Below are 21,327 nucleotides of genomic sequence, written 5' to 3'. Positions count from 1 at the left end.
CGGCTTGTCAGGGCCAGTGTTGAGGCCCCGTGAAGCGACAACTCGCCGCAGATGGCACAATTAGCGCATGGAACGCGACGACCAACTCGAGCTCTACGGTTTCGTCGCCGACCGACTCAAGGACGCACACGCAAGAGTGCGGACACTGCAAGTCCCGGAGGGCGTACGGATGGCGCTGACCCGGAAGCTGCTCGTCATCACGGCTGCGGCTAAACACGATCTTGCGGACGCGGCAAGGCGTCTGGAGAGGTTCATGCACGACCTTGACGAAGGTCGTTATCCCGAAGATGTGCATGCCGAGGGAAGTCCGTGAAGGTCGAGTCCGTTGCGGCACAAGGGTGATTAGCCCGTTTCGTGTTTGATTTGCGGTATATATCTGCCTAACGTGCGAAAAAGCTTGGAATCTTTCGTTCCAGCAATGTCTCCGAAGGGGAAGACGTGAACAAGGCGCAGCTCGTAGAGGCCATTGCCGACAAGCTCGGCGGCCGTCAGAACGCCGCGGACGCGGTGGACGCCGTACTGGACGCCGTCGTCCGTGCAGTTGTCGCCGGCGACCGCGTTTCGGTCACCGGATTCGGCTCGTTCGAGAAGGTGGACCGCCCGGCCCGCTACGCGCGCAACCCGCAGACGGGTGAGCGGGTCCGGGTCAAGAAGACCTCGGTGCCCCGTTTCCGCGCCGGTCAGGGCTTCAAGGACCTGGTGAGCGGCTCGAAGAAGCTCCCCAAGGGTGGCGAGGTCGCCGTCAAGAAGGCGCCCAAGGGCAGCCTGACCGGCGGTACCGCCATCAAGAAGGCCGCGGCGAAGAAGGCCGTCGCCAAGAAGGCCGCGGCCAAGAAGGCGGCGCCCGCGAAGAAGGCGGCGGCGAAGAAGGCCACCGCGGCGAAGAAGGTCACCGCGAAGAAGACCACCGCGAAGAAGGCGGCGCCGGCGAAGAAGACGACGGCGAAGAAGACCACCGCGAAGAAGGCGGCGCCGGCGAAGAAGGCCACGGCGAAGAAGACCGCGCCCGCGAAGAAGGCGACGGCGAAGAAGGCTCCCGCCAAGAAGACCACGGCGCGCAAGACCACCGCCAAGAAGACCACCGCCCGCAAGCGGTAATTCCGAAGCGGCGACACAACGCCAGGCGCCGGGCCGGTCTCCCTCCGGGGAGCCCGGCCCGCGGTGCGTACCGGCCCGGGACCCCGTCTACGCTGGGCCCATGCAGGCCACCGCGTACACCTACGACGAGACCACCCGCTCCGGCAGCGTGCTGCTGGACGACGGGACCCCGCTGCCCTTCGACGCGGCGGCCTTCGACGCCGGCGGCCTGCTCCTGCTCCGCCCCGGTCAGCGGGTGCGGATCGAGACCACCGGCGAGGGTGACGACCGGCGGATCGCCCTCGTCACGCTCCAGACGCTCTGACCTGCGGCGGTACCGTACGGCCCGAGACGGCCGGCAGTTCCACGGCCCCCAGCGCGGTCGAGCGGCCGGCCGGGCTCAGCGCACCGGCCCACTCCGCCCACCCCGGCACCCGCGGCGCCTGCCGTGCGGTGTGCGGCCCCACGCCCAGCGCCAGCGCGGCCCGCAGGTCCTCCCCGGTGTCCACGTCCCGGCGCACCGACGGCACGTCCGGCACGGAGATCTCGTGCGCCCCGGACGACCGGTGCCGGGCCCGCGAGGGGCCCCCGAAAGCCGGTTCCAATTCCGTACCGGAAGTCGCGGACAGAAGTGTTGTCCCGATATCCGCCGCATCCGCGAGAAATGCCCGTGGAAATAGCGCGGCGGAATGGAGCACCCGCGTCAGCTCGGCCGGGCGCAGCGCCGGGAGATCAGCGTTCAGCGCGGCGACCCGCGCACCGGGCCGGCGGGCCCGCACGACGGCCGCACCATGGGCCAGCGCGGCGTTCAGTCCGTTGGCCGGAGCGTCCGGCACGATGCGCGCCCCCAGTGCCGCCAAGTGCTCCCCGGCCACCGGATCGTCCGTGACAACCGCCACATCCCGCACGTCCGCGCAGGCCAGCGCGGCCGTCACGGTGTCCAGTGCGAATGCCAGCGCCAACTTCGGCCGGAACTCCTCACCGGCGGCCTCGGAGAGCCTGCTCTTGGCCCGCACCAGGGGTTTCAGCGGCACTACGAGGCTCCAGCTCACATCCGCTCCGTCTCTTCGCATCCGGATCATTCTCACCCGCCGCCGGAACCTTTCCGGAGTGGCGGGGTTACGGTGTTCTCGACATAGCGGGTACGCGGGGCGACACTTGTGCGGCTGCCGGCTCGCAGCAGCTTCGCAGGTCCCACAAGGAGGGTGTCCCAGTGTCCCGCCGCAGAATCGGCTTCTGGTACCGCATGGCCGCGGTCATCTGCAAACCGCCGCTCTTGGTTCTGTTCAAGCGGGACTGGCGGGGAATGGAGCACATTCCAGCCGACGGCGGTTTTATTACCGCGGTCAACCACAACTCGTATCTTGATCCGCTCTCCTATGCGCACTATCAGTACAACACCGGGCGGGTCCCCCGATTCCTCGCCAAGGCCGGACTCTTCAAGAGCGGCTTTGTCGGCATGATGATGCGCGGAACGGGCCAGATCCCGGTCTACCGGGAAACCACCGACGCCGCCACCGCCTTCCGTGCCGCCGTGAACGCCATCGAGAAGGGCGAATGCGTCGCCTTCTACCCGGAAGGCACCCTCACCCGCGACCCGAAGATGTGGCCCATGCAGGGCAAGACCGGCGCCGCCCGGGTCGCGCTGCTGACGAAGGCCCCGGTCATCCCCGTCGCCCAGTGGGGCGCCAACGAGGCGATGCCGCCGTACGCCAAGGAGCACAAGCTCCAGTTCTTCCCGCGCAAGACGCTGCGGGTCCAGGCCGGTCCGCCGGTCGACCTCAGCGAGTTCTACGGCCAGGAGCCCACCGCCGAGGTGCTGCGCGCCGTCACCGAGAAGATCATGGCGGCCATCACCGACGAGCTCGCCGGCATCCGGGGCGAGACCGCGCCGGCCGAACCGTTCGACTACCGCAAGGAAATCGCCCGGGAGCGCCGCGCCGCCCGCGAGGCCGCCAGGGCCGCCGCGGCGTCCGGCGCCCGCGACGACGCCCGGGAGCCGGCCGGGACCACCGCACCGGCCGCCACCGCGCAGCCGGCCCGAAACAACCGACAGGCACAGGAGGATGAAGGCAAGTGACGCGCTGCGCCGTCTTCGGCACGGGGTCCTGGGGCACCGCATTCGCGATGGTGCTCGCCGACGCGGGCTGCGAGGTGACCCTGTGGGCGCGCAGAGCGGCCCTCGTCGACGCCATCAACACCGGTCGCACCAACCCGGACTACCTGCCGGGCGTCGAACTCCCCGAGGGCGTACGGGCCACCACCGACCCGGCCGAGGCCGCCCGCGGCGCTGACTTCACCGTCCTCACCGTGCCCTCCCAGACGTTGCGCGCCAACCTCGCCGAGTGGGCGCCCCTGCTGCCCTCCGACACGGTCCTGGTCTCCCTGATGAAGGGCGTCGAACTGGGCACCGCCAAGCGCATGAGCGAGGTCATCGAAGAGGTCGCCAAGGTCCCCGCGGAACGCGTCGCGGTGCTGACCGGCCCCAACCTCGCCAAGGAGGTCGCCGCCCGGCAGCCCGCCGCGGCCGTCGTGGCCTGCGTCGACGAGGACGTCGCCCGGCGCCTCCAGGCTGCTTGCCACACCCCGTACTTCCGCCCGTACACCAACACCGACGTGGTGGGCTGCGAACTGGGCGGCGCGGTCAAGAACGTCATCGCGCTGGCCGTCGGCATCGCCACCGGCATGGGCCTGGGCGACAACGCCAAGGCGTCCCTGATCACCCGCGGACTGGCCGAGACGACCCGGCTCGGCCTGGCCATGGGCGCCGACGCGCACACCTTCGCCGGCCTGGCCGGCATGGGCGACCTCGTCGCGACCTGCTCCTCGCCGCTGTCCCGCAACAACACCTTCGGCACCAACCTCGGCCGGGGCATGTCGCTGGCGGAGACGATCGCGGTCACCAAGCAGACCGCCGAGGGCGTCAAGTCCTGCGAGTCGGTGCTGGATCTGGCCCGCCGGCACGGCGTCGACATGCCGCTGACCGAGACCGTGGTGGAGATCGTCCACGAGGGCAAGCCGCCGCTGGTCGCGCTCAAGCAACTGATGTCCCGCAGCGCCAAGCCCGAGCGGCACTGAGGGTCCGCCCGCCGCCCGACCGCGCGCCGGGCGGCGGCCCCCTTCCACGCCGCCACGCCACCGATGGCCGCCGCGGCACTGACGCACCTCCTACCAGCAGGTACCCTCAACCCGTTATGAGCAGCGAGACCTCCTCCCACAAGCCCCGCGTCGCCGTCGTGTTCGGCGGCCGCAGCTCCGAGCACGCCATCTCGGTGGTCACCGCCGGAGCCGTGCTGGCCGCCATCGACCGCGACAAGTACGACGTGCTGCCCATCGGCATCACGACCGACGGCCGGTGGGCGCTGACCGCCGACGACCCCGCGCGGATGGCGATCACGGACCGGAGGCTGCCAAGCGTCGCCGAGCTCGCCGAGGGCGGGGACGGCGCGGTGGTGCTCTCCGCGGACCCCACCACCCGCGAGGTCGTCTACAGCGAGCCGGGCGCGGTTCCCAAGGCCCTCGGCGAGGTCGACGTCGTCTTCCCGGTGCTGCACGGCCCGTACGGCGAGGACGGCACGCTCCAGGGCCTGCTGGAACTGTCCGGGGTGCCCTACGTCGGCTCCGGCGTGCTCGCCTCGGCCGTGGGCCAGGACAAGGACTACATGAAGCGGGTGTTCATCTCCTTCGGGCTGCCGGTCGGCCCCTACGAGGTCGTCCGCCCGCGCGAGTGGGACACGGACCCCGCGGCCGCCCGCAAGAAGATCGTGGACTTCGCCGGTGAGCACGGCTGGCCGCTGTTCGTGAAGCCTGCCCGGGCCGGTTCGTCCATGGGCATCAGCAAGGTCGACGACCTCGCCGGGCTGGACGCGGCCATCGAGGAGGCCCGGCGCCACGACCCCAAGATCATCGTGGAGTCGCTGCTGCGCGGCCGTGAGATCGAGTGCGGGGTGCTGGAGTTCGAGGACGGCCCGCGGGCCAGCGTGCCGGCCGAGATCCCGCCGGTCACCGCCCACGACTTCTACGACTTCGAGGCCAAGTACATCGACTCGGCCGCCGGGATCGTGCCCGCGCCGCTGACCGACGAGCAGACCGCCGAGGTCCGGGCGCTGGCGGTCGCGGCCTTCGACGCGGCGTCCTGCGAGGGCCTGGTCCGTGCGGACTTCTTCCTGCAGGACAACGGTGAGTTCGTGATCAACGAGATCAACACGCTGCCCGGCTTCACGCCCATCTCGATGTACCCGCGGATGTGGCAGGAGAGCGGCGTCAGCTACCCGGAACTCGTCGACCGGCTCCTGGAGGCGGCGCTGCGCCGCTCGACGGGGTTGCGCTGAGGCGCGCGGCTTCGGGGGCGGGCGAACGGATCCCCTAGGGGGTGCGCGCGCCCCCTGCGGGGCCACAACGCGGCCGGGCCGGGAGGCATTCCGTCCCGTGCGGCGCTGCGGCCGGTGCGGCATGCCGGTGGGCGCACCCCGCGGGGCGCGGTCGCGGTCCGGCCGGCAGTCCGGGCGCCGGGCCGGCATCGGGCCCGGCGGGCCGGCGGACGCCCGCTACACCCCGGCCGGAATGGCCTTCTGCACCGCCCCTGCGAGGTCGGGCAGCACGTTGACCTCCGGGGCGTACTTCCCCGGCACGGTCACCTCCACGTAGACCTTCCGCAGGACCGTCGTGAAGCGGTAGCCGTCGTCCTGCTTCTCGAAGAGCCACTGGACGCCGTCGACTTCCGCCGAGTCGGGGTTGGGGTTGTAATGTTCACTCCCGTGCCTGAGCACCTCCGGCTTGGACACCCCGCAGCGCAGCTCCACGGCAGGATCGCCCCATATGGCAGTGAAGTCCGAGACCGGCTCGGCGCTACCCCGCTTCAGCCCGTCCACGGTCCGCGGCAGGTCTTGGTGGAGTGCCCGGCAGTGCTGCGCGGCCTCGCCGGTGGGGGAGGGCGCCGCCACCTGCGCGGCGGACGAACAGCCCGCCACCGCGCAGACCGCGGTGAGCAGGGGAAAGGCGGCCAAGTACCGGCGTCTCGCGCGTATCACCCGGCCGAGCATACGGGGGAGCTAGAGATGGACCACCGGGCAGGTGAGCGTCCGCGTGATGCCGTCCACTTGCTGGACCTTCGCGACCACCATGCGGCCCAGCTCATCGACGGTGTCCGCCTGGGCGCGCACGATGACGTCATAGGGGCCGGTCACGTCCTCGGCCGTCAGCACACCGGGGATCTTCGCGATCACGTCGGCCACCGCCGAGGCCCTGCCGACCTCGGTCTGGATCAGGATGTAAGCCTGTACCACGGAACCTCCAGGGCGGCTACGAGGATCATGTGGGAAGAAGGGACGCCACGGTACCGCGTCACCGAGCGGAGCGGGGAGACCCGCGCGGTGAACACGGCCGGTGCGGCGCACTCGTCAGCCACGTACGGACCGTCCGTACACATGGGAAGGGCAACAGCATGAAGGGCACCGTGGGCGAGCTGGGGGAATTCGGGCTTATCAGAGAGCTCACCTCCCGGCTCACCTCCACTCCCGCCGTACGGATCGGGCCGGGGGACGACGCCGCGGTGGTCACCGCGCCGGACCGCAGGGTCGTCGCCAGCACTGACATTCTCCTCGAAGGCCGGCACTTCCGCCGGGACTGGTCCACCGCCTACGACGTCGGCCGCAAGGCCGCCGCGCAGAACCTCGCCGACATCGCGGCGATGGGCGCGGTGCCCACCGCGATCCTGCTCGGCCTGGTGGTCCCCGCGGAACTCCCGGCGACCTGGGCGACCGAGCTGATGGACGGGCTGCGGGACGAGTGCCAGGTGGCCGGCGCCGCGGTGGTCGGCGGGGACGTGGTCCGCGGCGACACCATCACCGTCGCCATCACCGCCCTCGGTGACCTGCGCAACCAGGAACCGGTGACCCGCGCCGGCGCCCAGCCCGGCGACGTCGTCGCGGTGACCGGCTGGCTCGGCTGGTCCGCCGCCGGTCACGCGGTGCTCACCCGTGGCTTCCGCTCCCCGCGCGCCTTCGTGGAGGCGCACCGCCGTCCCGAACCGCCGTACCACGCGGGCCCGGCCGCCGCGGCACTCGGCGCCACCGCCATGACCGACGTCAGCGACGGGCTCGTCGCCGACCTCGGGCACATCGCCGAGGCCAGCAAGGTCCGGATCGACCTGCGCTCGGCCCACATCGACATTCCCTCGCAGATGTCCGACATCGGCACGGCGGTCGGCGTCGACCCGATGCAGTGGGTGCTCAACGGCGGTGAGGACCACGCCATCGTGGCCACCTTCCCGTCCGACGTGAAGCTGCCGGCCCGCTGGAAGGTGATCGGCGAGGTCCTCAACCCCTCGGCGCTGCCCCAGGTGACGGTCGACGGCGCCCCGTGGGCCAAGGCCGGCTGGGACCACTTCGGCGACACCGGGGACCCCGAGTAGATTCGCGGCATGCAGATACCTCCCCGCGTGCTCACCGTCGCCGGCTCCGACTCCGGCGGCGGTGCCGGCATCCAGGCCGACCTGAAGACGATGCTGGCGCTGGGCACCCACGGCATGAGCGTGCTCACCGCCGTCACCGCGCAGAACTCCCTGGGCGTCCAGGGGGCGTGGGAACTGCCCGCCGAGGCGGTGCGCGCCCAGTTCCGCAGCGTTGTCGACGACATCGGCGTCCAGGCCGTGAAGACCGGCATGCTCTCCTCGGCCGCACTCGTCGAGACCGTCGCGGAGCTGCTCGCCGGTCTCGACGTGCCGGTCGTCGTCGACCCGGTGGGCGTCTCCAAGCACGGTGACGCGCTGCTGGCGGCCTCCGCACTGGACGCGGTCCGCCACAAGCTCCTGCCGACCGCGACGGTCGCCACCCCCAACCTCGACGAGGTGGCGCAGCTCACCGGAGAACGGGTGCACACCGCCGACGCGATGCGGCGGGCCGCCGACGCCGTGCTGGCCTTCGGGCCGCGCTGGGTCCTGATCAAGGGCGGGCACCTCCCGGACGACGCGGCGGACGCGGCCGGTGAGGCGGTGGACCTGCTCACCGACGGCGGCGCCGAGCACTGGCTGCGCGCCCCCCGGCACGACAACCGCCACACCCACGGCACCGGCTGCACCCTCGCCAGCGCGCTCGCCGCCCGGCTCGCCCTGGGGGACACCGTCCCGCAGGCGGCCGTGGCGGCGAAGGAGTACGTCACCGGCGCGATCGCGGCGGGCTTCCGCCTGGGCGCCGGCATCGGCCCGGTCGACCACGGGTGGCGGCTGCGCACCGCCCCCTGACCGCCGGGGGCCGCGGATCGACCACCCGCGCCGCGACCCGTAGGACAACGGCAGAAGCCGGCCCACCCTGAGGTGGACCGGCTTCTCAAGCAACCGGCGGGGCTGCGCTACGGCTAAGGCGTCAGCGCGAGACCTTGCCGGCCTTGATGCACGAGGTGCAGGCGTTCAGCTTCTTCGGCGTGCGCCCGATCACTGCACGAACCGTCTGGATGTTGGGGTTCCAACGACGGTTGGTGCGGCGATGCGAGTGCGAGACACTCTTGCCGAAGCCCGGCCCCTTGCCGCAGACGTCGCAGTTGGCAGCCACGGGTCACTCCAAAGACTTCAGATGCACTTACGGGAAGCCTGCCGGGTCGAGTGCATAGCCGTGCCGACGCCGACAGGAGAGGAATGGCCCGATTTTCATCGGGCAACCGGAGCAGCATACAACGGCCACTCCCGCAGGACGAAACTAGCACGCACCCCCCGGACCCGACCCGGCCTCCCCGGCGTTCCGGCGACTACTGTGCGGGTGCATCCCGCGACCTTCAGGAGGACGACGTGCCCTACCCGCTCGACGCCGCCGCCGTCCGCACCTGGTGCGGACTGGCCCTGGAGGCGCTCGGACGGGAACGCGAGCGGATCGACGCGATCAACGTCTATCCGGTCGCCGACGGCGACACCGGCACCAACCTCTACCTGACGCTGGAATCGGCCGCCCGCGCGGTCGAGGCCGCCTTCGACGGGCACGGTTCCGCCGGCACGCAACCGGACCTCGCCGCCGCCGTCGGTGCCATGGCGCACGGCGCCCTCATCGGGGCGCGCGGCAACTCCGGCACCATCCTGGCCCAGCTGCTGCGCGGCATGGCCCAGGTGCTCGCGGCCGCCCCCACCGGTGGCAGCGGTGCCGCGGACGCCCTGCGCCGGGCGTTGCGCCGGGCCGCCAGCGCGGCGTACGAGGCGGTCGCGCATCCCGTGGAGGGCACCGTGCTGACCGTGGCGACGGCCGCCGCCGACGCCGCCGAGCAGAGTGCCGGCGTGGCAGCCGAGGCCGCCCGGGCCGCCCACCAGGGCGCGGTCAAGGCGCTGCGGGCCACCCCCGGACAGCTCGCGGTGCTCGGGCAGGCCGGGGTGGTGGACGCCGGCGGTTGCGGGCTGGTGGCCCTGCTGGGCGCGCTCGCCGACGCACTGTCCGGGGAGGTGACCGCCGAGCCCGTCGCCGTACAGGCCGGTGGGCCGGTTCCGGAGGCGGCGGGCTGCGCGGTGACGCCACCGGGGGCGGACGGTTGCGCCGATCCGCACGTCGGTGGGCCCGCCTTCGAGGTGATCTACCTGCTGGAGGCCGGCGACGCCGACGTGGCCCGGCTGCGGGACCGGCTCGACCGGCTCGGCGACTCCCTGGTGGTGGTCGGCGGCGACGGCCTGTGGAACGTCCACGTGCACGTCGACGACGCCGGGGCCGCGGTGGAGGCCGGCATCGAGGCCGGTCGGCCGTACCGGATCCGGATCACCCACTTCGGCGCCGGGCCGCGCGCCAAGGAGCCGGCGCTGGCGCCCCGGGCCGTGGTGGCGGTGATGCCGGGCGCCGGGCTCGCCGCCCTGTGCGCGGACGCCGGCGCGACCCCGGTGACGGTCCGCCCCGGGGAGCCGCCGGCCAGCGGCGAACTGGTCCAGGCGATCCGGCAGGCGCACGCCCGCGAGGTGATGCTGCTGCCCAACGACCCGGAGCTGCGGCACACCGCGGCGGCCGCCGCCGAGCAGGCCCGGGTTGAGGGCGTGCGGGTCGCCCTGATCCCGACCCGCTCCGCCGTCCAGGGACTCGCGGCGCTGGCCGTCCACGAGCCGGGCCGCAGCTTCGATCAGGACATGGTCGCGATGACCGCGGCGGCCGGCGCCACCCGCTACGCCGAACTGGCCGTCGCCGAGCACCGGGCCTGGACGATGGCCGGGGTCTGCCAGGCCGGCGACGTGCTCGGCCTCATCGACGGCGACGTGGTGGTGATCGGGCCGGACCTCGCCCGCACCGCGATGACGGTGCTCGACCGGATGCTCTCCGCCGGCGGCGAACTGGTGACCCTGGTGCTCGGCGCGGACGTCCCCGCTTCCCTCGCCGAAGGGTTGGAGCGGCATGTCCGCGAGCGCCACCTCGCGGTGGACACCGTCGTCTACGAAGGCGGCGCCCATGCGGCGCCCCTCTTGATCGGTGTGGAATAGCGCACCCCTGTTCGGCGCTGATCGGCGCTGATCGGCGTGGAACGGCGCGCCGCGGGCGTCGGCACGGTGGCGGAATCGCCGTCCGGGTCGGGAATTGCCGGCGGCGGAAGGCGACGGTGGTGGCTCGTTGTCAGTGCCGTGGTGTGCAATGGAACGCGTGGCAGCGCTCGACGAACCCCTGAAGAAGATCCTCGGCGGCACCACCGCGAAGGTCCTGGCCGAGCACCTCGGCCTGGAGACGGTCGGCGATCTGCTGCACCACTATCCGCGGCGCTACGCCGAGCGCGGTGAGCTGACCCGGCTGTCCGACCTGCCGTTGGACGAACACGTCACGGTCGTGGCCCGGGTCGCCGACGCCCGCGTGCTGACGTTCAACCACGGCCGCGGGCAGCGGCTGGAAGTGACCCTCACGGACGGCAGCGGCCGGCTCCAGCTGGTGTTCTTCGGCAAGGGCATCCACAAACCGCAGAAGGACCTGCTGCCCGGCAGGCGCGCGATGTTCGCGGGCAAGGTCTCGGTCTTCAACCGCAAGCTCCAACTGGCCCACCCGGAGTACGAACTCCTCGACCGGGACGCCGACACCGAGGCCGTGGACGCCTTCGCCCATCAGCTCATGCCGATCTACCCGGCGTGCCAGCAGATGGCCTCCTGGAAGATCACCAAGGCGGTCGACGCGGTGCTGCCCAGCGCCCAGGACGCCGTCGACCCGCTGCCCCCGGGGCTGCGCGAGGGGCGCGGGCTGGTCCCGCTCACCGAGGCGCTGCTGAAGGTCCACCGCCCCGGCAGCAAGGCCGACGTCGCCGACGCGCGGGCCCGGCTGAAGTGGGACGAGGCGTTCGTGCTCCAGGTCGCGCTCGCCCGCCGCCGCTTCGCCGACGCTCAACTCCCCGCCGTTGCCCGTCAGTTGACACCGGGCGGCATCCTCGACGCGTTCGACGCCCGGCTGCCGTTCACCCTCACCGAGGGGCAGACGAAGGTCAGCCGGGAGATCTTCGACGACCTGGCGACCGAGCACCCGATGCACCGCCTCCTCCAGGGCGAGGTCGGCTCCGGCAAGGCCCAGCCGTTGGACGCCCTGGTCCTCACTCCGCGCGGCTTCCGTCCCATGGGACGGCTCGCGGTGGGCAGCGAAGTGGTGGTGCCCAGTGGGGCGACGGCCCTGGTGGACGGGGTGTTCCCGCAGGGCGAGCGGGAGGTGTGGCGACTGGTGCTGTCCGACGGCAGCACCGTCGAGTGCGACGACGAGCACCTGTGGATCGTCTCCGCCCGCACCACGGGGGCCTCCCACACCACGGGAACCTCCCGCCCCACGGAGGAACGGGTGCTGACCACCCGCGAGCTGCGGACCGCGCTGCTGGACGACGACGGCCGGCCGCGCTGGTCGATCGCCCCGGCCACCCCCGTGGACCTCGACGACGGCGGGCACCGCCCGCTCGACCCGTACGCACTGGGGCGGACGCTGGGCGCGGGCGGCCACGGGCCGGCCGGCGCGAGCGTCCCCGCGACCTACCGCAACGCCCCCGTCAAGGACCGCCGGGCGCTGCTGGCCGGCCTGCTGGCCGCCGCCGGCGAGCCCGCGGGCACCGGCACGCTCGTCCGTGCCGTCCCGGAGCCGCTGGCCGCCGACCTCGCCTGGCTGGCCCGCTCGCTGGGCGGCACCGCCCACGCCATCCCGGTCGACGGCGGGCACGACGTCACGGTGGTGACGCCCGACGAGGGCACCGCCGGCGACGCGGACGGCGCCGCCTTCCACCGCACCGTCCGGGCCGTCGAGCACGTCGGCCGCAAGCCCGTCCAGTGCATCAGCGTCGCGCACCCCTCCCACGCCTACGTGACCGACCACTTCACGGTCACCCACAACACCATGGTCGCGCTGCGCGCCATGCTGGGCGTCGTCGACAGCGGCGGCCAGGCCGCGATGCTCGCGCCGACCGAGGTGCTGGCCCAGCAACACCACCGCTCCGTCACGGAGATGATGGGCGACCTCGCCGAGGGCGGCATGCTGGGCGGTGCCGAGCAGGGCACCAAGGTGGTGCTGCTGACGGGGTCGATGGGGGCCGCGGCCCGCCGCCAGGCGCTGCTGGACCTGGTCACCGGCGAGGCCGGCATCGTGATCGGGACGCACGCCCTGATCGAGGACGTGGTGCAGTTCCACGACCTGGGCCTGGTCGTCGTCGACGAGCAGCACCGCTTCGGCGTCGAGCAGCGCGACGCCCTGCGCGCCAAGGGCAAGCAACCCCCGCACCTGCTCGTGATGACCGCGACGCCGATCCCGCGGACGGTCGCCATGACCGTCTTCGGCGACCTGGAGACCTCGGTCCTGGACCAGCTCCCCGCCGGCCGCTCCCCGATCGCCAGTCACGTGGTCCCCGCCAAGGACAAGCCGCACTTCCTCGCCCGCGCCTGGGAGCGGGTCCGCGAGGAAGTGGTCGCCGGTCACCAGGCATACGTGGTCTGTCCGCGGATCGGCGACGACGAGGACGCCGCCGCCCCCAAGGGGAAGAAGGCCAAGGACGCGCCGGCGGAGCCGAGTTCATCGGAGGACCTGGCCGAGAAGCGCCCCCCGCTGGCGGTCCTGGACATCGCCGAGCAGCTGCGCAAGGGCCCGCTCGCCGGACTCCGGGTGGCGGTGCTGCACGGCCGGATGGCCCCCGACGACAAGGACGACGTGATGCGCCGGTTCGCCGCCGGCGAGCTGGACGTGCTGGTCGCCACCACCGTCATCGAGGTCGGCGTCAACGTCCCCAACGCCACCGCCATGGTGATCATGGACGCGGACCGCTTCGGCGTCTCCCAGCTCCACCAGCTCCGCGGGCGGGTCGGCCGCGGCGCGGCGCCCGGCCTGTGCCTGCTGGTCAGCGAGATGCCCGAGGCCAGCCCGGCCCGCGCCCGGCTCGCCGCGGTCGCCGCCACCCTCGACGGCTTCGAGCTCTCCCGCATCGACCTCGAACAGCGGCGCGAGGGCGACGTCCTGGGCCAGGCGCAGTCCGGCGCCCGGTCCTCGCTGCGGATGCTCGCGGTCATCGAGGACGAGGAGGTGATCACGGCGGCCCGTGAGGAGGCCACCGCCCTGGTCGCCGCCGACCCCGAGCTGACCGGCTGCCCCGAGCTGCGGACCGCGCTGTCCGCCCTGCTGGACGACGAACGGGAGCAGTATCTCGACAAGGGCTGACCCGCGGGCCCGGACCGCTCACGGCCCGCGCCGTGAGAACGATCACGGTCGGCCCGAGCCGAGCGCGGACCCGCCCCCCGGGGGACGGACATATCGTGGGAGGGCGGAGCCCGCCGGGCGCCCGCCCCTCGACCACCGCGCAACGTAAGGACGGGCCCATGACCCGCGTGATCGCCGGTACGGCCGGCGGCCGCCGCCTCGCCGTACCGCCGGGCAACGGCACCCGCCCGACCTCCGACCGGGCGCGCGAGGGACTGTTCTCCACGTGGGAGTCGCTCGACGGCCCGCTGACCGGCGCCCGCGTGCTCGACCTCTACGGCGGTTCCGGCGCGGTCGGCCTGGAGGCCCTCTCCCGCGGTGCCGCGCACGTCCTGCTGGTCGAGGCCGACGCCCGGGCCGTCCGCACCATCCGGGAGAACGTCAAGGCGGTCGGTCTGCCCGGCGTCGACGTCCGGGTCGGCAAGGCCGAGCAGGTCGCCGCGACCCCGGCCCCGGCAGCGCCCTACGACGTCGCCTTCCTCGACCCGCCGTACGCGGTCGGCGACGACGACCTCCGCGAGATCCTCCTCACACTCCGTGGTCAGGGGTGGCTTGCCGAGGAGGCACTCGTCACCGTGGAGCGGAGCACCCGGGGCGGCGCCTTCGCCTGGCCGGACGGATTCGAAGCGATCAAGGCCCGTCGCTACGGCGAGGGGACGCTTTGGTACGGTCGCGCCGCTTCGGCGTCCGCCGAACCGACGTCAGCAACCGTGTCATGAACGGACCGGAGAGCGAGGAGACGAAGTTGCGCCGCGCCGTCTGTCCGGGGTCCTTCGACCCCATCACCAACGGGCACCTGGACATCATCGCCCGGGCCTCCAAGCTGTACGACGTCGTCCACGTCGCCGTCATGATCAACAAGTCCAAGCAGGGCCTGTTCACGGTCGAGGAGCGGATCGACCTGATCCGACGGGCCACCGCCGAGTACGGCAACGTCGAGGTCGAGGCGTTCCACGGCCTGCTCGTCGACTTCTGCAAGCAGCGCGACATCCCGGCCATCGTCAAGGGCCTGCGCGCGGTCAGCGACTTCGACTACGAACTCCAGATGGCCCAGATGAACAACGGCCTCTCCGGGGTGGAGACGCTCTTCGTGCCGACCAACCCCACCTACAGTTTCCTCTCCTCCAGCCTGGTCAAGGAGGTCGCGGCCTGGGGCGGCGACGTCTCCCACCTGGTCCCGCCGTTCGTCCTGGACGCGCTGACCGAACGGCTCAGCAAGCAGTCGTGACCCGGCATCCGGTGCGGTAGGACCGACGCCTGTCTGACGGGTTGTCAGCAGGTGTCGGGGCGGGGGCTCCTGGCCGTACAGTCGTCCCGTTCCGTCCTTCCGATCCTGCAGAGAGTGGCGAGTCCAAGGTGGACGTCCAGAAGAAGCTCGACGACATCGTCGCAGCCGTCGGCAGCGCCCGGTCCGTACCCATGTCGGCCTCGTGCGTGGTCAACCGCGCCGAGCTGCTCGCCCTGCTGGAGGAAGTGCGCACCGCGCTCCCCGGCTCCCTCGCGCAGGCCCAGGAACTCCTCGGCGGGCGCGAGCAGATGGTGGAGCAGGCGCGCGTCGAGGCCGAGCGGATCATCGAGTCCGCGCACAGCCAGCGCGGTTCGCTGATCTCGGACACCGAGGTGGTCCGGCAGTCCCAGGACGAGGCGGACCGGATCCTGGCCGAGGCCCGCCAGGAGGCCGACGAGGTCCGCGCCCAGGCCGACGACTACGTCGACAGCAAGCTCGCCAACTTCGAGGTCGTGCTGACCAAGACCATCGGCTCCGTCGACCGCGGCCGCGAGAAGCTGCTGGGCCGCGGCCCCGGTCTCGACGAACTGGGCCACGAGGACGTCGAGGCCCCCGAGCGCAGCGCCGACCCGGAGACCCTCAAGCAGCGCGCCGACGCCTACGTGGACGCCAAGTTCGGCGCCTTCCAGGCCGTGTTGACCAAGACCCTGGAGGCGGTCGGCCGCGGCCGGGACAAGCTCCAGGGCGCCCGCCCGATCGACGAGCTCGCCACCCACCTCGCCGGGCAGCACGACCCGCAGACCGGCGCCCCGCTGCAGGCCGACGCGGACTACCTCGCCGGCCTGGCGGGCGTCAGCACCTTCCAGGAGGCCGAGCAGCCGGCACTCCAGGAAGTGCCGCAGGCCCCGCAGCCCGGCTACTACGACGGCCAGGCCGCCGCCTACCAGCAGCCGGACGCCTACCCCTACCAGCAGCCCGAACAGCTCCCCTACACCCAGCACCAGGACCCCTACGGCTACGACTGGCAGCAGGCCCAGCAGCCGGCCGCACAGGTCCCCCCGCAGGGCTACGACCCGGGCGCCGGCTACCAGGTGCCCGGGCAGCCCCAGCACGCCCCCCAGCCCCAGGCCGGCCAGCCCGGCGCCCTGGACGAGACCAGCCTCTTCGACACCAGCCTGATCAACCTCGACCAGCTCCGGCAGTACGAGGAAGGCCGGCACTAGTCCCGGTCCGGCAGCCCTCCGCCCGGCCCGGCCCACCGGCCCGGGCGGGCGGGTCACGGAGGCGGATTGGGCCTATCGGGGGCGGTCCAGTATCCTGGCTCTTCGGTCGCGTGTATGACCGCGATCACTGCTGCCCACAAGTCGTATTCCGACCGTGGACGGCTGATACCGCAGTACAGAAAGCAGGAAAGCCATCAACGCCCGCCTCGACCACCGTTCCCCGCTCGTGTTCGACACACGCGAGCTGGGTCGTCGTCCCGGCACGCTCAAGCGGCTCTCCCGCTCCGTCGAGGCCCCCGCGGACCTCGGCAACGAGGTCATCGGAGTGCCCGTGGGCGGTCCGGTGGAACTCGACCTCCGCCTGGAATCGGTCATGGACGGGGTGCTCGTAACGGGCACCGCCCGTGCGACCGTGACGGGGGAGTGCGTAAGGTGTCTGGAGCCGCTGGAGCGAGTGCTCGCAGCGGACTTCCAGGAGCTGTTCGCCTACCCCGACGCCGACGCCCGGACCACTGAGTCCGGCGACGACGCCGAGGACGAGGAAGACAGCTTCCATCTCGAGGACGACCTGTTCGACCTCGAACCCGTGCTGCGGGACGCGGTGGTGCTCGCACTGCCGCTGCAGCCGGTGTGCCGGGAGGACTGCCCGGGTCTGTGCCCCGATTGCGGAGCGCGGCTTGCGGACGATCCGGACCACCACCACGATGCCGTCGACATGCGTTGGGCGGCATTGCAGGAACTCGTCGAGTCCAACCAGGACCGCGAGAAGGACAACGAACCCCGCGACGGCGGGGACGAACCTCAGGAGAAGTAGCCGTGGCTGTTCCGAAGCGGAAGATGTCGCGCAGCAACACGCGCCACCGCCGGTCGCAGTGGAAGGCTGCGGTCCCCACCCTGGTTGCGTGCGAGCGCTGCCAGGAGCCGAAGCAGCAGCACATCGCGTGCCCGAGCTGCGGCACCTACAACAAGCGCCAGGTCATCGCGGTCTGAGCGGCTGGTGACAGGCACTGTGTCTAGCCCGAAGAAGGCAGTAGACGCCCCCTCGTCGGACACGGCCTCGTCTCTCTCGCTTCTGGAAGGGCGGCTCGGGTACACACTTGAGTCCGCCCTTCTGGTGCGTGCGTTGACGCACCGCTCGTACGCCTACGAGAACGGCGGCCTGCCCACCAACGAGCGGCTCGAATTCCTCGGGGATTCGGTCCTCGGCCTGGTGGTCACGGACACGCTGTACCGCATCCACCCCGACCTGCCGGAAGGCCAACTGGCCAAACTGCGGGCCGCGGTGGTCAACTCGCGGGCACTCGCCGAGGTGGGCCGCGGCCTCGACCTCGGCGCCTTCATCCGCCTCGGACGGGGCGAAGAAGGCACGGGCGGCCGGGACAAGGCCTCCATCCTCGCCGACACCCTGGAAGCGGTGATCGGCGCGGTCTATCTCGACCAGGGCCTCGACGCGGCCGGCGAGCTGGTGCACCGGCTCTTCGACCCGCTCATCGAGAAGTCCTCCAGTCTGGGCGCCGGCCTCGACTGGAAGACGAGTCTCCAGGAGCTCACCGCGACCGAGGGCCTCGGGGTGCCGGAATACCTGGTCACCGAGACCGGCCCGGACCACGAGAAGACCTTTACTGCTGCTGCCCGCGTCGGTGGTGTCTCGTACGGCACCGGCACCGGCCGCAGCAAGAAGGAAGCCGAGCAACAGGCTGCCGAGTCCGCATGGCGCGCGATCCGCGCGGCGGCGGACGAGGCGGCGGGGAAGGCGCCGGACGGCGACGACCCGGCTCAGGCTTCCGGCGACACCGCGTCGCCGGCGAACTGAATTCCCGCTTCTGACCCCTCCCGGGCGGCCCGACGGCCGCTCCGGGCGGGGTCAGAAGTCTTTTCCGAGAGTCCTGTGACTCTTCGTTGAGGAGCGTGAGGAGCACCCGTGCCCGAGCTGCCCGAGGTCGAGGTCGTCCGCCGCGGACTGGAGCGCTGGGTCACCGGCCGCACCATCGACACCGTCGAGGTCCGTCATCCGCGCGCGATCCGTCGGCACACCGCCGGCGCGGACGACTTCGCCGCCCGGCTCAAGGGACTGCGCGTCGGCCCGGCCCGGCGTCGCGGCAAGTACCTCTGGCTCCCGGTGGCCGGCGGCGGCCCGTCCGCCCAGAGCGCCGCCGAGGGCATCACCCCGGTCCTCACCCCGTCCGTCACGCACGGCCTGGCGATCCTCGCCCACCTCGGGATGAGCGGACAGTTGCTGATCCAGCCGCAGGACGCCCCCGACGAGAAGCACCTGCGGATCCGGATCGGCTTCCTCGACGCCGGCACCCCCGCCGAGGCCGCCGGCACCGAGCTGCGCTTCGTCGACCAGCGCACCTTCGGCGGCCTCTCGCTGCACGACACCGTGCCCGGCGACCCCGACCTGCTCCCCGACGTGATCGCGCACATCGCCCGGGACCCGCTCGACCCGGCCTTCGACGACGCCGCCTTCCACGACGCGCTGCGCCGCCGCCGCACCACGATCAAGCGCGCGCTCCTCGACCAGACCCTGATCAGCGGCGTCGGCAACATCTACGCCGACGAGGCGCTCTGGCGCTCCCGGCTCCACTACGACCGGCCGACCGCCACCTTCACCCGCCCCCGCACCGCCGAGCTCCTCGGCCACGTCCGGGACGTGATGAGCGCCGCCCTGGCCGTCGGCGGCACCAGCTTCGACAGCCTCTACGTCAACGTCAACGGTGAGTCCGGCTACTTCGAACGCTCGCTGGACGCCTACGGCCGCGAGGACGAACCCTGCCGCCGCTGCGGCACCCCCATCCGCCGCCGCCCCTGGATGAACCGGTCCAGCTACTTCTGCCCCCGCTGCCAACGCCCGCCGCGCCCGAGCTGACCGCGGCCGGGCGGCTTCGTGGCGGGCGGCGTCAGAAGCCGAAGTCCTGCGTCCACCACGGGCCGCCCGGGCCGAAGTGGGCGCCGACGCCGAGGGTCTTGTACTCGCAGTTGAGGATGTTGGCGCGGTGCCCGGGGTCGTCCATCCACGAATCCATCACGGACCGGGCGTCGGCCTGTCCCCGGGCGATGTTCTCCCCGCCGAGGTCGGGCACGCCCTGGGCGCGGGCGCGGTCCCAGGGCGTGTGGCCGTCCGGATCGGTGTGGCCGAAGAACCCGCGGCGTGCCATGTCGTCGCTGAACCGCTGGGCCAGACCGGCCAGTTCGCCGCTGGTGGTGACCGGGGAGCAGCCCACCCGGGCGCGTTCCTGATTGACCAGCGAGAGCACCTCGGCCTCGGCCGCGGCCTCGGGGCCGCCGCTGGTGGCCGCGGGGACGGTCGGGGACGCCGACGGTCCGGGCGCCGCGGTGGTCGGCCCGTCGGTGGGGGGCGCGGAGGGCCGGTCGTCGGCCGCGCGGGACGGGGAGGCCGAGGGCCCGGGCGCCGACGGGGAGGCGCCGGGGGAGCTGGGGGAGCCGAGGGAGCCGAGGGAGGAGGCCACGGAGCCCGGGGCGTCGGGGGCATCCGGGGCGGGCGCCCGGCCGGTGCCCCGGGACGCGGGGTCGCCGGCGCCGCGGCCGGCCGCGACCGTGGCCCCGGGTATCGGCGCCGTGGAGCTCTCCTGCGGCTGGGCGTCCGGCAGCGCGCCGGCGCGCACCCGGTCGGTGGGGCCGCCGCCGCTCACCTCGAACCGGCCGCCGCCGGGGACCAACCCGGACGCCACCGCCACCGCGCCCATCGCCACTGCGGCGGAGGCGCCGAGCAGCCCGGTGCGCACCGGCGCGGTCCTGCGGGCCGCCCGGTGGCCGCGGTGCCCGGCGGGCGCGCCCGCACCTGTCGGTCCGTCAACCTGCCCTGGACGCAGGTGTTCCGGAGCGTGAGGAGCAGAGCGTCGATGGCGGCCCATCCGCGGGAGTTCCTTCCGTGCAGCGCCGAAGGTGACTCACTCGAAAGGGTGAGCCCTCGCTGTCGGGGGACTGTACGCCATGGCGTCAGGGGCGGATGTGCTTGCTGAGCAATTGGCCGGTTAACGTGCACACATGGAAGAAGAGGTGCGGATGACCGCGTGGGTACGCGGGTTGGTCCAGGAAGTCGGGTTCCGCTGGTTCACCCGAGCGAACGCTTTGCGCATCGGCGGGCTGGCCGGTTTCGCGGTCAATCTGGGTGACGGACGCGTCCAGGTCGTCGCCGAGGGCGCGAAGGACCGTTGCGATCAGCTCCTGGAGTGGCTCCGCACCGGGGACACGCCCGGGGCCGTCTCCGGCGTCACTGAGATTTGGGCCACTCCGCGAGGTGGCTACGACGGCTTCGAGATCCGCTGACCGGGCCCGAAGACGCCCCCGGACGGACGTGCCAAGGGCTCCGGCCGGTACGTCACCATGAGCTACCTACCGGAGATAAGCCCTGGTGGTTGCCAACTCGGCCGACCCGTGCAAGGCTGCCGCTGTACGGATGATCTCCACGCCCCACGGGTCCTTTCTGGAGAGTCGGCGCCATGTCATGGCTGCTGCGCACTCTCAGGCGCCCGAGGATACGGGGTGTGATCGTGTTGACCGTCCATCCGTTTGGTGAGACTCTGGAATCCCCGCGCACCTTAGCTGTTTGGCATTGAGTACACCTGGAGAATGACAAGCACCGCGGGTGCGAATCCCTCACGACCCACACCGCTTCGGTCGGTCACTCATTGTGGAGGACCATCCATCATGGCAAAGGCGCTTCTCGGTTACGTCGGCGGCTCCGACCCCCGAGTCCTCTCCGAGATGCGACGGCTTCAGCAGCGCGTCCAGGACCTCGAATCCGAACTCATTCGGATGCAGGCCGAGAATGACATGCTCTCCGCTGCCACGCGTCGCGACGACTCGGTACTCGACATCGACGTACCCCAGGCGGAGCCCGCGCTCACCTGACCCCGATCGCCTCACCCGGTCCACGCTCAAAGATCACGGCCGGACGGGCTGCACGCCAGCCGCTTGAGGCACCGCTCTTCAAGATCTGCAAGGGACGCTTCGGCGTCCCTTCGTCATTATCCCCGTTCCGTCCTCGCGGTCGTGCGCCGTGCCTTTTCCGCGGCCTCTTTCGCGCCGTCCGGACACCTCGGTGGCCTTCGGTCACTTCCGTCGCGCGGGTTTTCCCCAGCCCCTCGGTTCGTCCTTACCGCATGATGTGCCCCTCCCCTCACCCGGTGAA

24 protein-coding genes are annotated in these 21,327 nt (G+C 72.1%); 19 read left to right on the top strand and 5 right to left on the bottom strand.

Translation table 11 applies throughout. The annotated features are described in order from the left end of the window. The first annotated feature begins 67 nt into the window (after positions 1–67). The 3 genes from ACLJT4_RS17825 to ACLJT4_RS17815 all read left to right on the top strand — a co-directional run bounded on the left by ACLJT4_RS17825 (position 68) and on the right by ACLJT4_RS17815 (position 1,402). Positions 68–313 carry a hypothetical protein gene (locus tag ACLJT4_RS17825; protein WP_020930118.1) on the top strand — a complete coding sequence of 82 codons (246 nt, stop codon included), beginning with the start codon at positions 68–70 and terminating at the stop codon, positions 311–313. 125 nt (positions 314–438) lie between these two features. Next, positions 439–1,098 carry an HU family DNA-binding protein gene (locus ACLJT4_RS17820; RefSeq protein ID WP_411123275.1) on the top strand — a complete coding sequence of 220 codons (660 nt, stop codon included), beginning with the start codon at positions 439–441 and terminating at the stop codon, positions 1,096–1,098. A gap of 100 nt (positions 1,099–1,198) precedes the next feature. Beyond that, positions 1,199–1,402 (top strand): hypothetical protein, encoded by a 204-nt coding sequence (locus ACLJT4_RS17815; RefSeq protein WP_038521958.1) that lies wholly within the window; start codon positions 1,199–1,201, stop codon positions 1,400–1,402. On the opposite strand, the gene cofC is transcribed toward ACLJT4_RS17815, so the two are convergent. Beyond that, a complete protein-coding gene (gene cofC / locus ACLJT4_RS17810) occupies positions 1,383–2,129 on the bottom strand; it encodes a 2-phospho-L-lactate guanylyltransferase (RefSeq protein WP_411123418.1) in 747 nt (248 codons plus the stop codon). The genes ACLJT4_RS17815 and cofC overlap by 20 nt on opposite strands. Before the next feature lie 161 nt (positions 2,130–2,290). Between cofC and ACLJT4_RS17805 the strand changes: the two genes are divergently transcribed. The 3 genes from ACLJT4_RS17805 (at position 2,291) to ACLJT4_RS17795 (ending at position 5,408) form a co-directional block, all read left to right on the top strand. Beyond that, the gene (locus ACLJT4_RS17805) at positions 2,291–3,157 is read left to right on the top strand and encodes a lysophospholipid acyltransferase family protein (RefSeq protein WP_411123274.1); all 867 of its coding nucleotides are present in this window, start codon (positions 2,291–2,293) and stop codon (positions 3,155–3,157) included. Beyond that, a complete protein-coding gene (locus ACLJT4_RS17800; protein WP_275462783.1) occupies positions 3,154–4,155 on the top strand; it encodes an NAD(P)H-dependent glycerol-3-phosphate dehydrogenase in 1,002 nt (333 codons plus the stop codon). Before ACLJT4_RS17805 ends, ACLJT4_RS17800 begins: the two co-directional genes overlap by 4 nt. A 116-nt stretch (positions 4,156–4,271) precedes the next feature. Then, positions 4,272–5,408, top strand: coding sequence for a D-alanine--D-alanine ligase family protein (locus tag ACLJT4_RS17795; RefSeq protein WP_411123273.1), 1,137 nt, complete (start codon positions 4,272–4,274; stop codon positions 5,406–5,408). Between the two features lie 216 nt (positions 5,409–5,624). Here the strand turns inward: ACLJT4_RS17795 and ACLJT4_RS17790 are convergent, their stop codons facing one another. Both ACLJT4_RS17790 and ACLJT4_RS17785 read right to left on the bottom strand, forming a co-directional pair. Next, positions 5,625–6,119 (bottom strand): DUF3515 domain-containing protein, encoded by a 495-nt coding sequence (locus ACLJT4_RS17790; protein WP_411123272.1) that lies wholly within the window; start codon positions 6,117–6,119, stop codon positions 5,625–5,627. Positions 6,120–6,128: 9 nt separating this feature from the next. Beyond that, positions 6,129–6,362, bottom strand: coding sequence for an Lrp/AsnC family transcriptional regulator (locus ACLJT4_RS17785; RefSeq protein WP_411123271.1), 234 nt, complete (start codon positions 6,360–6,362; stop codon positions 6,129–6,131). A 158-nt stretch (positions 6,363–6,520) separates the two neighbouring features. Here ACLJT4_RS17785 and ACLJT4_RS17780 point away from each other — a divergent pair, with 158 nt between their 5' ends. Together ACLJT4_RS17780 and thiD are read left to right on the top strand one after the other, a co-directional pair. Then, positions 6,521–7,489, top strand: coding sequence for a thiamine-phosphate kinase (locus tag ACLJT4_RS17780; RefSeq protein WP_411123270.1), 969 nt, complete (start codon positions 6,521–6,523; stop codon positions 7,487–7,489). Positions 7,490–7,498: 9 nt separating this feature from the next. Continuing rightward, positions 7,499–8,317, top strand: coding sequence for a bifunctional hydroxymethylpyrimidine kinase/phosphomethylpyrimidine kinase (gene thiD, locus ACLJT4_RS17775; RefSeq protein ID WP_411123269.1), 819 nt, complete (start codon positions 7,499–7,501; stop codon positions 8,315–8,317). Between the two features lie 121 nt (positions 8,318–8,438). Here thiD and rpmB read toward each other — a convergent pair whose 3' ends face one another. After that, entirely contained in the window at positions 8,439–8,624 is a 186-nt protein-coding gene (gene rpmB / locus ACLJT4_RS17770) for a 50S ribosomal protein L28 (protein ID WP_006602870.1), read from the bottom strand. Between the two features lie 233 nt (positions 8,625–8,857). Here rpmB and ACLJT4_RS17765 point away from each other — a divergent pair, with 233 nt between their 5' ends. The 9 genes from ACLJT4_RS17765 (at position 8,858) to mutM (ending at position 19,041) form a co-directional block, all read left to right on the top strand. After that, on the top strand, positions 8,858–10,510 hold the full coding sequence (locus ACLJT4_RS17765) for a DAK2 domain-containing protein (RefSeq protein WP_411123268.1): 1,653 nt from the start codon (positions 8,858–8,860) through the stop codon (positions 10,508–10,510). Positions 10,511–10,658: 148 nt separating this feature from the next. Continuing rightward, positions 10,659–13,682: a helicase-related protein gene (locus ACLJT4_RS17760; RefSeq protein WP_411123267.1), complete on the top strand. Its 3,024-nt coding sequence runs from the start codon at positions 10,659–10,661 to the stop codon at positions 13,680–13,682. A 158-nt stretch (positions 13,683–13,840) separates the two neighbouring features. Continuing rightward, complete coding sequence (rsmD, locus tag ACLJT4_RS17755) at positions 13,841–14,440, top strand: 16S rRNA (guanine(966)-N(2))-methyltransferase RsmD (RefSeq protein ID WP_038521975.1); 600 nt, start codon at positions 13,841–13,843, stop codon at positions 14,438–14,440. Beyond that, positions 14,437–14,949, top strand: a complete 513-nt coding sequence (gene coaD, locus ACLJT4_RS17750) for a pantetheine-phosphate adenylyltransferase (protein WP_020930121.1) — start codon at positions 14,437–14,439, stop codon at positions 14,947–14,949. Before rsmD ends, coaD begins: the two co-directional genes overlap by 4 nt. Before the next feature lie 128 nt (positions 14,950–15,077). Continuing rightward, entirely contained in the window at positions 15,078–16,172 is a 1,095-nt protein-coding gene (locus tag ACLJT4_RS17745) for a cell division initiation protein (protein ID WP_411123266.1), read from the top strand. A gap of 226 nt (positions 16,173–16,398) precedes the next feature. Then, complete coding sequence (locus ACLJT4_RS17740; protein ID WP_411123265.1) at positions 16,399–16,986, top strand: YceD family protein; 588 nt, start codon at positions 16,399–16,401, stop codon at positions 16,984–16,986. Positions 16,987–16,988: 2 nt separating this feature from the next. Next, positions 16,989–17,162 carry a 50S ribosomal protein L32 gene (gene rpmF, locus ACLJT4_RS17735; RefSeq protein ID WP_016578620.1) on the top strand — a complete coding sequence of 58 codons (174 nt, stop codon included), beginning with the start codon at positions 16,989–16,991 and terminating at the stop codon, positions 17,160–17,162. A gap of 7 nt (positions 17,163–17,169) precedes the next feature. Beyond that, entirely contained in the window at positions 17,170–17,985 is an 816-nt protein-coding gene (gene rnc, locus ACLJT4_RS17730; RefSeq protein WP_037634234.1) for a ribonuclease III, read from the top strand. 108 nt (positions 17,986–18,093) lie between these two features. After that, positions 18,094–19,041, top strand: coding sequence for a bifunctional DNA-formamidopyrimidine glycosylase/DNA-(apurinic or apyrimidinic site) lyase (mutM, locus tag ACLJT4_RS17725; protein WP_411123264.1), 948 nt, complete (start codon positions 18,094–18,096; stop codon positions 19,039–19,041). Between the two features lie 31 nt (positions 19,042–19,072). Here mutM and ACLJT4_RS17720 read toward each other — a convergent pair whose 3' ends face one another. Next, positions 19,073–20,047, bottom strand: coding sequence for a CAP domain-containing protein (locus ACLJT4_RS17720; RefSeq protein ID WP_411123263.1), 975 nt, complete (start codon positions 20,045–20,047; stop codon positions 19,073–19,075). Positions 20,048–20,180: 133 nt separating this feature from the next. Between ACLJT4_RS17720 and ACLJT4_RS17715 the strand changes: the two genes are divergently transcribed. Both ACLJT4_RS17715 and ACLJT4_RS17710 read left to right on the top strand, forming a co-directional pair. After that, positions 20,181–20,462, top strand: coding sequence for an acylphosphatase (locus ACLJT4_RS17715; protein ID WP_411123262.1), 282 nt, complete (start codon positions 20,181–20,183; stop codon positions 20,460–20,462). A gap of 381 nt (positions 20,463–20,843) precedes the next feature. Next, entirely contained in the window at positions 20,844–21,047 is a 204-nt protein-coding gene (locus ACLJT4_RS17710; RefSeq protein WP_016571373.1) for a hypothetical protein, read from the top strand. The last annotated feature ends 280 nt before the right edge of the window (positions 21,048–21,327 follow it).

Source organism: Streptomyces sp. x-19, assembly GCF_046549115.1.
GTDB lineage: Bacteria > Actinomycetota > Actinomycetes > Streptomycetales > Streptomycetaceae > Streptomyces > Streptomyces albulus_C.
The sequence above is the reverse complement of the archived record's forward strand: the minus strand, read 5'-3'. Positions and strand labels throughout refer to the sequence as shown.